Source organism: Ureibacillus sp. MALMAid1270 (assembly GCF_049202975.1).
Classification (GTDB): domain Bacteria; phylum Bacillota; class Bacilli; order Bacillales_A; family Planococcaceae; genus Ureibacillus.
Genome location: NZ_JBMIRP010000029.1, coordinates 1 through 12369 on the forward strand (window position 1 = coordinate 1; position 12369 = coordinate 12369).

10 protein-coding genes and 1 pseudogene are annotated in these 12369 nt (G+C 32.6%); 1 reads left to right on the forward strand and 10 read right to left on the reverse strand.

Features of this window, described 5'->3' with window-relative positions; translation table 11 throughout:
• Positions 1 to 45: 45 nt before the first annotated feature.
• The 7 genes from ACOQFO_RS03045 to ACOQFO_RS03075 form a co-directional block, all read right to left on the reverse strand.
• Complete coding sequence (locus ACOQFO_RS03045) at positions 46 to 660, reverse strand: spore germination protein (RefSeq protein ID WP_421688235.1); 615 nt, start codon at positions 658 to 660, stop codon at positions 46 to 48.
• A 949-nt stretch (positions 661 to 1609) separates the two neighbouring features.
• Entirely contained in the window at positions 1610 to 1987 is a 378-nt protein-coding gene (locus tag ACOQFO_RS03050) for a hypothetical protein (protein WP_421688236.1), read from the reverse strand.
• A 698-nt stretch (positions 1988 to 2685) separates the two neighbouring features.
• On the reverse strand, positions 2686 to 3249 hold the full coding sequence (locus ACOQFO_RS03055; protein ID WP_421688237.1) for a type II toxin-antitoxin system PemK/MazF family toxin: 564 nt from the start codon (positions 3247 to 3249) through the stop codon (positions 2686 to 2688).
• A gap of 127 nt (positions 3250 to 3376) precedes the next feature.
• The gene (locus ACOQFO_RS03060; RefSeq protein ID WP_421688238.1) at positions 3377 to 3853 is read right to left on the reverse strand and encodes a TnsD family Tn7-like transposition protein; all 477 of its coding nucleotides are present in this window, start codon (positions 3851 to 3853) and stop codon (positions 3377 to 3379) included.
• 214 nt (positions 3854 to 4067) lie between these two features.
• Positions 4068 to 4781, reverse strand: a complete 714-nt coding sequence (locus ACOQFO_RS03065; RefSeq protein ID WP_421688239.1) for a hypothetical protein — start codon at positions 4779 to 4781, stop codon at positions 4068 to 4070.
• 159 nt (positions 4782 to 4940) lie between these two features.
• Complete coding sequence (locus tag ACOQFO_RS03070; protein ID WP_421688240.1) at positions 4941 to 5303, reverse strand: hypothetical protein; 363 nt, start codon at positions 5301 to 5303, stop codon at positions 4941 to 4943.
• A 243-nt stretch (positions 5304 to 5546) separates the two neighbouring features.
• Entirely contained in the window at positions 5547 to 6971 is a 1425-nt protein-coding gene (locus tag ACOQFO_RS03075; RefSeq protein WP_421688241.1) for a M1 family metallopeptidase, read from the reverse strand.
• A gap of 189 nt (positions 6972 to 7160) precedes the next feature.
• On the opposite strand from ACOQFO_RS03075, the gene ACOQFO_RS03080 reads away from it, so the two are divergent.
• Positions 7161 to 7403 (forward strand): hypothetical protein, encoded by a 243-nt coding sequence (locus ACOQFO_RS03080; RefSeq protein WP_421688242.1) that lies wholly within the window; start codon positions 7161 to 7163, stop codon positions 7401 to 7403.
• 261 nt (positions 7404 to 7664) lie between these two features.
• On the opposite strand, the gene ltrA is transcribed toward ACOQFO_RS03080, so the two are convergent.
• From ltrA to ACOQFO_RS03095, 3 genes and pseudogenes are all read right to left on the reverse strand, one after another.
• Positions 7665 to 9437 (reverse strand): group II intron reverse transcriptase/maturase, encoded by a 1773-nt coding sequence (gene ltrA, locus ACOQFO_RS03085; protein ID WP_421688244.1) that lies wholly within the window; start codon positions 9435 to 9437, stop codon positions 7665 to 7667.
• 1135 nt (positions 9438 to 10572) lie between these two features.
• Positions 10573 to 11832, reverse strand: a pseudogene (locus tag ACOQFO_RS03090) (TnsD family Tn7-like transposition protein); the annotation flags it as partial.
• Positions 11833 to 11848: 16 nt separating this feature from the next.
• The gene (locus ACOQFO_RS03095; RefSeq protein ID WP_421688243.1) at positions 11849 to 12244 is read right to left on the reverse strand and encodes a TniQ family protein; all 396 of its coding nucleotides are present in this window, start codon (positions 12242 to 12244) and stop codon (positions 11849 to 11851) included.
• Positions 12245 to 12369: the final 125 nt, after the last annotated feature.

Here is a 12369-nt window from a genome sequence, read left to right on the forward strand (position 1 = left end):
TGAAAATATTTTGATAATTAATTTCCAGTTTTAAAAAAATGAACATTAAAAAATCCCACCTAAAATAGGAGGGATGAAATAAATTGGTTTGAGGAAAATCCTTGAACCACAAAGCTCGGCGAATGCCGAGAGTCTATCTAACACAGAGGAGGTAATCCCCTCAACATATAATAAATACATCTTCGTTTGAGTTAATGTGCCTATCTTATAACAAAGGACCTTTAAACTCTCTGATTTTATTCTTCTCCTAATCATAGATAAGTTAGTTCCAATGTCTTCTATAAAAGCTTCTTTAGGTCCTACAATCACAGTTTCAATTTCTGCAGCTTCAACATTTCTTGTTTTTGGAACATAAATATCAACTGAATATGCTAGTGAATTTTTAAAAATGACTATTGCTTTTCCTTCCAGAATCCCATTAACCATTGAGTTAATATCTTCTTCTTGTTTAAATTCATTTCTTCTTAATATATTTTTCACTTCATCGTTATTAATATTTGAAAATGGTTGTACAATATTATTATTCAATTCCTCTTCCCCTACTAAATGCCCGAAAAATAATACCTCAATTTCTAACTCTGGAAATGTCCTAGTTACTAAATCATCACAATTATCTAATCTACCCTTAATATGTTCAGACAAATTTTTGTTTATGTACATTAGAAATTCCCCTCAAAACGTTATTAACGTGAGTATTTCTAAATTGAGTTATTTTTATTCAGAATTTTGTCAAACCGCTTCTCTCTCATATAGTCAGTATTACAAAATTATGTGAGGTAAAGACACATGCTCTTGAAGCATATCGTACATGTGAAAGGACTCTCTCAATCGTTGAAAATATAAAATTTTCATAATTATTGATTTCCTATAAATTGTTGAAACACATTAGTACAAAAAAAATAAACCGACCCCCATGTAAATGGAAGTCAGTTTTTAATCGGTTGGATATTTTTAAATGATCAAACTGATACTATGTCAAGAAAATGGACAGAAGTGTAATAAAGTTCTTCCACAGAGTAGTGGTAAGGGCGAAGGGTTAGGGATGGACACTCATGCTCTTTTCGAGCATTTCTTCCCGCTCTTCTCTCTGGCTCAATCCGCTTCAAATCCCTTTACTGATGTATCCACCAAAAAAACTCGTTCCAACTCCCCTCCTCCCTTAACCCTCACCAACTCTTACTCCCCCAACGCCTCAAGCCCTTTTCCAATATTCTCCGCCTAATAAAGTCGTTCCTTCATTTTCCCCACATTCATCTAATTTTTGTTCAGATTTTACAACCGTTTTGGACTAAAAAAGTCGTTCCATAGTAGAGGCGTAGTAGAGGTAAGGGTTTAGGTTTTAGGGGAAAAGAAAAAGGAAAAAAGGCTAGAAAACCCTTATTCCTTCTGGCTTTTTTCAATTTTAATCTTGCTCTTTAATTCCCTATTTCTTCCTTAATCCTTGTTTCTACTCTCCCGACTTTTTTTGTCCTGAACCGAGTTTTTTTTGGTCAGGAGCGAGTTTATTGGGTGAAGACAGCTTTAGTTGAACAAGAAATAAGTGTCGTCTAAGTGGCTCCAATCTTCAAGTAAAGCCCCCATTAGTGAAGTAAGAATTACTGAGAATAATTTAGTTCTCAGCTTTTGCTTCAAAATACTTTGTTATTAAATCCACAATAAAGAAAATTGTTACGTATATAAAAGCGATTAAACCTGTCTTTATTAAATCAAATGCAAGAATTAAAAATAACAGAGAACATATAAATGCACACCCTAAATGTTTTAAATAAGATAACCATATCGACTGATTTTTACCATAATATTCTATGGCAATTGATGATAAAACACCGCCAATAAAAAGTGTTGGTACCGTCCAAATACTTACTGCTAAACCAGCTACTAAACTATATCCACCTGAAAATTCATAGAACAAGAATGGTGCAATAAAGAATCCAATAACTGATGTCAGAAACGCTGCATAAAGTTTTTTTGAAATCGACTCAATCATTATCTCCCCCTTACATTTAATTCATTAAACTAAACTAACCTGCCCCTTTAGCCATCCATGAATCAAGACTTCACCACAGAAAATGTAAGAAAATATCGTTCTTACATGGTAGTTGAAGAACGAACTACTATACACACTTCACTATTTCCTTAATTCTACAATATCACAATTTACAGATAATTGGATAATTCCTTTACTGTTTTTAAAATAACTAAAAAACCCGACCCAAGAATTTGGATCGAGTTTATGAACGTTAGTTTCCATCTTTTTAATTAATTAATTAATAAAAACTTAGAGTTGGTACCCGACTTTGTTGTTCAGTACCCAACTTTGTTGTCATTCAAAATCTACTGTTTTAATAGAAAAAAGTTGTGAACTATACGGCTTTGAAATCCGCATTTTTACGCTCAAGACTGTAATCGTTAAAAGTAAAAGTCGTGAACCGCTCTTTTTACTACCACACAAAAAAGTTGGGAACTATTAACCACAATTTTAACCTTGAACTATGAGCAGGTACTCATAAGACTGAAAATTATTTTATTTATGTTTTAATAAAAAAATCCTGTCAAAAGACAGGATTTTTGGTTTGGGCTGTTAAGCCATGATAAATTGTTTTGGACCTTGGTGGTTTTCCTCGGTCATGATTTATTATATGTATAGAATACATTATTGTGCATTAAAAATCAAGAAAAATAAAATTAACTTTCCTCTTTTTCAGTATATTTATGTGGTTCAGCGATATCAGGAAGTTTTCCTGCGAATTCATCTGATATAACAGCATAAATTTTTTCAAGCAAATTTCTTCCTATATTTAACTTTTCTTCTGTGGGTTTTGTAGGACTAGATATTCGCATCTTGCTTATAGCCCTAATTTGATTCATTATTGCATACGAGTGTGTTTCTGTCGTCTCTTCATAATTCAATTCTTCAATTAAGCCCAAATATACTGACGGCTTTTTCACACCTTCTTCTGAAGTACAAGAAGAAAGCGGTATTACCGTAACCGTACCAGCAGAACGATTATTATCTTCAAGTACAATTGCATAATGCCTTCCACCAAATTCCGCACCAACATTGAAACCGAAATTGACGGTTAATACATCGCCTGGATTATACTTTACAATTTTTTCTGGTTTAAAGTTTTTTTCGAATTGTAAATAACCGTTTGACAGCTTAATCCATTTCAAGTATTTACGTCTAAGACCCTCATCCATATTATCAATTATTTTTTCTAGATTATTCAATTCATTATATTTAGACATAATCCTCCCCCTCTTATGGAAATGTTTATCTATCCATCATATAGATATTTTTATGATTAAAGCATAATAGTAAAAAAGCACCAATTCAATTTTAAATGAAAAGGTGCCAATCTGTCATTGTTTATTTTTAGACTGTTTCGTATTCTGTTACCTTTAATGAAACAAATCTTTTTATTTCATTTGAAACAGTTGAACGCAGACCCGCTTTTCGGTAAACTTGCCATTCAACAATTGGCTCTCCTTCTTCCTTCAATTTTTTGATACAAAATTCAACTCTTCTTTTTTGAAAAGCAACCGTATCCTCAGACACTTTTTTAATGTAATTCATAGTCATCGGTAATTTTTCAGCCTTTTTTTGTAATAATGATAACTCATTTAGTTTTTTTCCAATTGATGTTACTGTTATTTGTGTAGGCTTTTCACAACCTTTATCCCAAATTCGAATTAGGTTTTTTACATGTTTTAGTAATTCACAATCTCGTTTCTCCCAATCAATACGCTTATTTGGAGTTTGTATCCTTTGCTTTGCAGGAGAATTATCATTGAGCCAATCACGATCATTTCGATATAAAAATGCGTACACATCTGGTACCAAATTTCGCAATATTTTTCAATAACTTCACCTCTTTTTATTGAAGTAAACTGCCCCTTAGTGCAAATAACTTCAACATAAAAGGCATTAACCCTTCTTGGTTTAACGCCTCCGTTACTTTAAATACGTTTCCACACAATCTCGATTTTATTAGGATTACACTAAAATTGGGTGTCTATCTATCTTGAAAAACAAGATGGTTTAAGAATAAATTTCTACAACTAATTTAAAATCCTTGGCATAATGTCATTCTTATCATTATGTGGTAATTAGAAAATATTTTTGCTGTCTCTTTAAATATGACTAATTCACTCGACATTACATTCTCGTCAAGAGAATAAATTGACGTTATATTTTCATCCTCATCTTTAAGAATCATGGTAAAACTTCCTTTTCCCTGATTTTCTGTTTTGATAATATCCTTTAAATTATTTACTTTTTTCATTGAATATTTTTTTTGATCCAGTGAAGGGTCCCTCTTTGTGAATGGATATCTAAAAAAAGTACTATCTTTATCATAACGGGCTATTAATTTTATATTCTCCTCCAAATCGGGATGCAACATCCAACTGCCTTTTGGGGCTTCCACCTCTAATTTTTCCTTTTGTTCAGTCATAATCTTTGCCCAATACCAGTGCAGAGCATCTATCCAGTGACAACTATCCAAGTCTCTCCATTTACCTTCTTCAGTTAAGATTTGTGGTTTTCTATTTGGAAAAGGTAGTAATAACTCGCTATGAAAAATAACAATCATAGATTTTAAGAACAGCTCAATTGAATGCCTATAAAGAAAAAAGATTGGCATATGTTTTTGAGGAATGAAATCAGTTATAAACTCTTCAGATTCAACTAAAAAGTCAGCAGACTTTTTAAAAGCTTCAGCATTAATTCCAAAACCCTTATCAGTTTGATGTTCTATTCCTGACATTAGATATTTCATTGGTCCACTCCTTATTTACATCATAATACTTGTAATATTTCAGAAAAAACTCGAGTGGAAAGCTCAAGTTTGATTAATCTGGAAACCTCCCCCTTTACTTCAATAAGAAAGAGCTATTCTCCTTCTTGAAGAATAGCCCTTCGTTAGTGCAATAAAAAACTATTTAAAAACTAAATAATCTCCATTTTCTTGTTTAGCCAAAACTATTCCTGGATTCCCATCTACTGAATAAATTTCAGTTCCATAATCTAAATAATTTGAAGTAAATTCAACAGTAGGTGGTATTTCTACATCAATTTTCCCTTTGACTGTACCAATAAATTCTCCAGCTACAAGTTCCAATTCATTAGCCGTTTCAAACTCAGTATGTAATACCTCTCCATTAAGAAATAGTACTGCCACATAGGAACCGTTTGAACTGGTTTCTACTTTTGAAGTATCATTGCTACTATTTGTTGATGTTGAACAACCAGTTATTAAAAACAGAATAGATAACACTAAAGCCGTATTTATTATTTTCATTTAAAAATCTCCCTTAAGTTAATTTCATCTAAATAAAGCTACTTAAAGTTAGTCGATTTAAATGGAAAAATGTTACACTTCTTCTTTCATTAACCTGCCCTTTTACTTCAATAAGAAAAGGCATTTCTCATTCTTAAAGAAACACCCTCGTTAGTTTAAATGAATAATCTCACAATCTTTCTTTTTAATAGAATCTAAATCAAATGTAGTAATAGATTAGGAAGGGGTCGGTTCAGCAATAGTTTATTTTAGCCATTCGTCAAATACTGAATCATCCTTTAAATTAAAATAGTTTTTTGTAAACTTTATGAATTCCTGAGAGTTAACCTCTTTAAATAGGTACTCATCATAATATGTTTTTAAAAAACGCTCTGCCTCTTCTAATCCACCTCTCTTTTCAAACAACTTCCACAGCATAACATTGGTTTTGTCATAGATATAGGCGCTAGAGTCATATTCATCCAAGGATAAGTTTACAGGCAGTGGTTTTAACCGTTCTATCATTTTATACAAATTTTCATACGGTACAGTTTTATTTGGTCTTGAATAAGCGTATAATCCTGTGGCAAATCCGGCAAAACCCTCATCCAGCCATGCTTCATGATAAGGATCATTACTTATGACTCCATAAAACCACTGATGGGCAAGTTCATGCAAGATTGTACTTTTCAGTGGATCAGGGTCCAGTGCTATATCATTAATTGAATGTGCCGTCACAACACCTGGATATTCCATACTCATTCCATCTAATATAATATCCAGTTGGTCATGGGGATATAGACCAATGGTTTTTTCAAAATAAGTGAGCGCATCAGCTGCGAGTTCTGTAATTTCTTGAATAAGTTCTTTCTCTTGATCAAAACCAAATATTCTAATAGTGGTGTCGTTCACTTCTTTCTCTATTACGGAGGGATTCTGAAGTATCGCAATAAAGAATTCTTTCACCTGGCTGGCCTGCAATGTGCCTTGAGTGCTGCTAGGATAAGAATCGTTTGGACTAGTGGAGACAAGTGTATATCCTTCTGGCAAATGATACGTAACATAAAAATCACTAAAGTCTGTATGATACGTTTCCCCTTGAAACCTATACTCTTCCTTATTCCAACGGTGATTTCTATAAGTAGCAAGCATCGGGTAGAATTGAGCTAAGTAAAAGTTCCCGTTATTTTTGGTGAACCTTAATCCTTTTTCTGGAATGGTAAAATCATAGAGGATTTCTACACTTGTTTCTCCATTAGAAACTAAACCACTTTTTAATTGGATTTTTAGAGTATCTTCATTGAGAGTATACTTCACTTTCTCTCCATCCATTTTTATTTCTTGAATCGTTAGAGCTTGGGGTGCCTTCTCTGAGAAAATATTGGGAATGAGATAGAATACGAGCTCATTCCACGTATCCTTTGAATCATTTACAATGTCTATGTTTGCTTCTACTTCAAATATTTCAGAGCTGTTCATTTTCAAATTAATATTGTATGTGGTATTGCTTCCAGCAGGAATTCCCTTTGGAGAAAAGGCTGTTTCAACGTCTGTGGAACCTGAATTTTCCTCCAGTGGAGAAAGGGCATTTTTTACGTCTGTGGAATCTGAATTTTCGTCCTGTTTGCAACTAGAAAGAATAATAATCAATAAAATAAAGAAGTTAAAGAGTAGAAATGAACGCTTCAAAAAAAACCTCCTCTTTTTTAAAAAATTGTTTCTTCAACTATTCTGTCCTTTACTTCAATAAGAAAAGGGTATTTTCCTTCTTGAAGAATAGCCCTCGTTTAAGTGTAATCTCTTTGCACACAAATGGAACTTATTTTGATATGTTTCGACTATTATGTAGTATGAAAATTTTCGAAGGAGTTGTAAAAAGTGAAAAAGCATTTGTTGGTTTTAATCTTGGCAATTTGTTTTATTGCTGGATGCAGTAATTTCACAGAAACAGAAGCGAAAGAACGACTTGATGAAAAAATAAAAGGCAAATTTGAGATTGTAAATGTGGAGAAAGAAAAAGACGGATTTTTATTTTTGGTTACCGTAAAGGGAGAAGGTATGGATCACTATTTTGTAACAGAAGATGATATCATTAAAAGAGAACTTAATAATAAAGAATAGCCTAAATCAAAATGCCCTAGTTTTTTCACATTTAATTTTTTTCGTTTAATAATGCTTTTACATCAGCTAAAATTCTTGTTTGATTACAGAATTCCCATTATTACGATATCCCTTATTCATACAGATAGGTAAGGGTTTGAAGTTATCGCTCCCTTTTCCCCCTGTTCACACCGTACGTGCGACTTTCACCGCATACGGCGTTTCAACTAAACCAATTTATTCTTTCTATGTTTTAAGCAAACGAGTGCTGATTTTCCAAAGTTAGATTATTTCATTGTTACATTTCAGTCGTAAGTTATTTACTTTTTCTATTTGCTTATTTGAAAGCTTTACAGCTTTAAATAATTCTTCAATTTTAACTCTGTCTTTCAAATGTATCAGTTGATGTATAGCCTTGTTCAAAACTATTAAGTTTGAATAGCTATCATCTTTCGAAATGTGAAAAGGATTAATATGATGACAATGCCAATCGTTAATACCTAATTCTTCACCTAGAATGGCACATTTTCCGTATTGAGCAATAAACTTACTTATTCTGTTGTCGTTGTATTCAATAGATCTGTTTGGAATGTAGTTTCTCATGATGTAAGAAAGCGTATCTTTATTAATAGCCTTTAAGCTATTGTGAATTATCGCTCTGCCTTCGGCAGTGAAGTTACATATCACTTGGGAGAAACAAAGTGTTTTTCTCCATCGTTGTGCATGAATAGGGACAAAGACCATATTTTGTATTTTAAAAAGTTTAGACTTGTAACCCTTATACCTATTCTGTAAAGTCTTCGTCATCTCATGGAAACTTGCCTCAGTTCGAATATTCTTTAGTTGATTGTATAACGTCTTGCGTAGATGTAGATTTAACTCATTCAAGTTAATTGTAATTTGAGTTGCAGCTGAGTAATAGTTTTGGATTCCCATTACAACTGTATTAAAGTTCCAAACGGTCTGAACGCAAGGTTTTCTCTTGATTACTTTTATTGCTTCTTTAATCTTTTGAAAAGCATTTGCTTTAGCCTTTTTTGACATATCAGACTTTGCTACATAACCAAATCTGGTTTTACCTTTCCTTATGGCTTTCATTGAAAACCCTAAAAACTCTGAAGAATTTCTCTTCAAGTTCACAACCTTTGATTTTTCTTCACTTGTTTCCAAGTGCAATCTCTTATTCAAGAAATCTTTTAAAGCATTGTACATTTTTATTGCTTGTGACCTCGTGCGACACATTACCTTAAAATCATCCGCATAACGGACGATGAAACACTCTTTCAAATTCGATTTCTTTAATTGCTGATATTTGCTACCATTGGTCGAATAATTATATTTACTTTCAAATGTTTCCCACTGGTTACTGACCCACCAATCCAATTCATTTAACACTATGTTAGATAGTAATGGCGACAGAATACCACCTTGCGGTGTCCCTTTTGTTGGGATACCCTCTCCTACAATCTCTGCTTTTAATAACCTAGATATAATAGAAAGAAGTGATTTATCCCTAATACCTAATGACCACATTTGTTTTAAAAGTTTGCTATGATTAACGTTGTCAAAAAAACCTTTAATATCTACATCAACACAATGATGTAGTCCAGATTGATTAATCAGAAATTCGAGTCTAGTTTTGGCGTGATGAGTGTTTCGGTTCGGTCTAAAACCATAACTGTGTTTATGGAATTTGGCTTCACAAATTGGCTCTAGAATTTGCAGTACACATTGTTGAAAGATCCTATCCCAAATCGTAGGTATCCCTAATGGTCTAGTTTTATCTATTCCTTTTGGAATGAAAACCCGTCTAACTGGTTGTGGTTTATACCATTTGAACATAGCTTGAACTTTTGCAATTACATTTTCTACATGTAAATGCTGAATATCATTAATTGTTAATTTATCAATTCCAGCAGTTTTGCTACCTGTATTTCTTTTGATGTTTCGGTAGGCAAGACGTATATTATCCTTAGAACTCATAAGTTCTGTTAAGTTATAGAAATGATGACCACAAACACTTTGAGCATAGAGTGTGTCAAAACAGTCTTGCATACTATAATACTCATTGTGTCTCAGTTTCTTCCGTTTCAATAAGTCGGTGACTCCTTTCGGAGTTAAACCTCTTTTAGTCTCACAAGAACCTTATTAATCGATAAAGAACTGTCTTACTTGGTTGAATAAATCTTAATTAGTCTAGTGGCTATCCCTCCATGTGGATTAGACATTTCATTGGTACTGTGCCACCACTTTCACTGACATTAAGGCAATTTATACAATAACTACTATCATTATTGCTTTCCTTGCCAACGCTTCTTCGGAAGTAAGCCCTCCACGTTATCAGCTTACAATGTTGAATTATATCTATTATAGATTGAACTTAGGTGCTTCCTGTAAGCCCGTTAGCATTCATACGCCTGTAACGTATCATGGATTTTCATATTAGTTAGTTTTACTCACCCACATCTAACCTCACAGTTTGGTGATATACACATTTCTATGTATCGCAGTTATAGACCCGTACATTCAGAAGTTCGTCAGCTTAACCTTTTCTTATAGGTTTATTAGCATTCTCACCATATTCATTCAACTCAAGCATCATGAATTACACCACTCCCTCGAGTAGGCTTTCGTCAGCCGAACTGTTACGGTAATTTCTCACGCCTTTTCACCGAGCTTATAACACTATCATTCTTACTAAATCCAGTGCCATTCGACTAAGAGAGAACCCTTCCGAGCGTTACCTCATCATTTGATTCTTCGATATAACCCTTCAGTTCCGTAAGGAACTGTCTAGCCTTTACCTGAGTAATGTGACCATTCTCAATTTAAGCTAGAAACATTTCGCACAACTAACCTGCCCCGTTAGTTAAAGTGAAACCTTTCACAACATTTAATTTTACAAACCACAAGTATCCAATTTCTTTCTAAAAATAAGTTCACTTACTACTAACCAAACTTCCTCAGTTTCAGCACTTAATTCAACAACAACGTATAAATTTATGCGGTATCTCTATTTTTATATGAAATTTAATGTGCTAGTTATTGTGTTAAAATCCATTGAATTGTTAAATACAAAAAAGGAGACGCATATTTTCATGTGCGAATTTTGTCTCTAATTACATTGTAATTTATTGTTTTCTCCCCAATCAGAAACCGTTATACTAATAATGCTTCTTTAAATAAAAAATTAAATTTTGTTATGAGATTTTACTTCTTGTTCTATGTATTTTAATAGCTTAGTATTGCCGTTTCTTATAAATGAGCGAACATTTGCAGCCTCACTTACCTTATAAGCCGAAGTATTCTTATTTTTGAATTCCCCATCAAGAACACTCCTAATTTTACGTTTTTGAAAATCATCTATCGTTTCTAAATTGTTTTCAATGTATTCTGTAGTTAAAGGATAATTTTTTTTAATAATTTCAAAATCTCCACTTAACCCTACAAGATTGTGTATTTTAGATTTAGTTTTTCTAGCCCATTTTTTTATCTTTATTTCATAACTATCCCATTCCAATATAATGTTTTCTACTTTTTTTTGAAATAGGATATCTTGTTCTGAATATGATCTATTATAATGCCCTCTTCCTATATTTGAACTAGGGGAGTTATCTTCAATCCAATGTTTATCATATTTTCTTAGCCATGTATAAACTGCCCTATCTAATTTAGAAAGTTGACTACGAGAATAATTAGGATATTCTAAACGGAAGCTTTTCCATTGTTCTCTATAACCCATTGTTTTTTTATTTATTCTTTCTAATTTTTCAAGATTCCTTTCATCATCACTTTTAGCATTTACTCGGTCTCTAAGATATTTGCTTATTGTTCGATGTGACATCTTTGCTCGTATTGAAATCTCTTTAATAGTCAATTTTTGTTCTAAAAATTCATCAATTTTATGTTCCCAAACATGACCTTTTTGCATTATTCGATTATTAAAATATTTTACTTCAAGTGGCGACATTTCACCTTCTCTTAGTCGATATACAAAACCGCAACTACAAAACATATCGCCCTGGATAACCTTTTTCACTTTGTGATCTGTTATTTCTACTTTATCTACTACATTTTCAAGATAATGTTCCGCTAAGGGATTCATACAAATCCATGGACCTTTTCCGAATGGTTCATATTTATAATCTAATTTAAAGAAATTTTGGGCTGATCCACACAGTGCTCTCATAATGAGCAAATGTCTAATAGGATGCAATTTTTTTATTGAATTACGAAGTATGTATCTTAACCATGAAGAATCATTTACATCAAAATAGGAATTCAGTAGTTCCAAAAATCCCCTTGGATAATGTTCTAAAATTAACTCATTGATTTTTTTTAGGCGATCAAATATAGGATAGGCAATTCCCTTTATCTCTAAAAGGGTTATGTATTTTTTAGAAAAAAAGTCTCCATCAAATGCTTCGAGATTTCTTTTAAGTATATATTCTACATCCTCATTTAAGTTAAGTTATTGCCTTCATTACATCTGGCTCAAACTCATTAATAGGATCTATTATGTCTATACTTTTCGGCAAAATAAATCCAATATCTCTTATTGTTTGCATATCTAAAGGATATTCAACAAGACTACTTCTATGTATGCCGCAAACGAATATCCCTGGAATTTGATGGAGTCTACTCCAATAACTTTCACCATGCTTCTCAAACTGTTTTTTTATACATTTAGGGCAATAATATAACCTATCTTTTGTTACCACATCACCACTTATTTCAGGAAATATTCTATATTTCCTAATATCCGCATCAACAAATTCTGTCCACTTCTTTTGATAGAATGGTTTTGTAAGAGGTACAATTGTATGATTATTAATAAAAAACTCTTTACCTGAATTATTCATACCTCGAACATAAATCAGGGTTTTAGGCCAAAAACGATTAGATTCCCGATCCCTTTGAAAGAATCATGATTATTTTTCTTCTGAAAAGCATCTTTCTAGAATGAGGAGCGGAAAAATGCCTGTTT

Bases quoted from the DNA above. Each gene is read 5' to 3' on its own strand.
- ACOQFO_RS03050 (WP_421688236.1), bottom strand. From the start codon at position 1,987: ATGATTGAGTCGATTTCAAAAAAACTTTATGCAGCGTTTCTGACATCA.
- ACOQFO_RS03070 (WP_421688240.1), bottom strand. From the start codon at position 5,303: ATGAAAATAATAAATACGGCTTTAGTGTTATCTATTCTGTTTTTAATA.
- ACOQFO_RS03055 (WP_421688237.1), bottom strand. From the start codon at position 3,249: ATGTCTAAATATAATGAATTGAATAATCTAGAAAAAATAATTGATAAT.
- ltrA (WP_421688244.1), bottom strand. From the start codon at position 9,437: ATGCAAGACTGTTTTGACACACTCTATGCTCAAAGTGTTTGTGGTCAT.
- ACOQFO_RS03065 (WP_421688239.1), bottom strand. From the start codon at position 4,781: ATGAAATATCTAATGTCAGGAATAGAACATCAAACTGATAAGGGTTTT.
- ACOQFO_RS03095 (WP_421688243.1), bottom strand. From the start codon at position 12,244: ATGAATAATTCAGGTAAAGAGTTTTTTATTAATAATCATACAATTGTA.
- ACOQFO_RS03045 (WP_421688235.1), bottom strand. From the start codon at position 660: ATGTACATAAACAAAAATTTGTCTGAACATATTAAGGGTAGATTAGAT.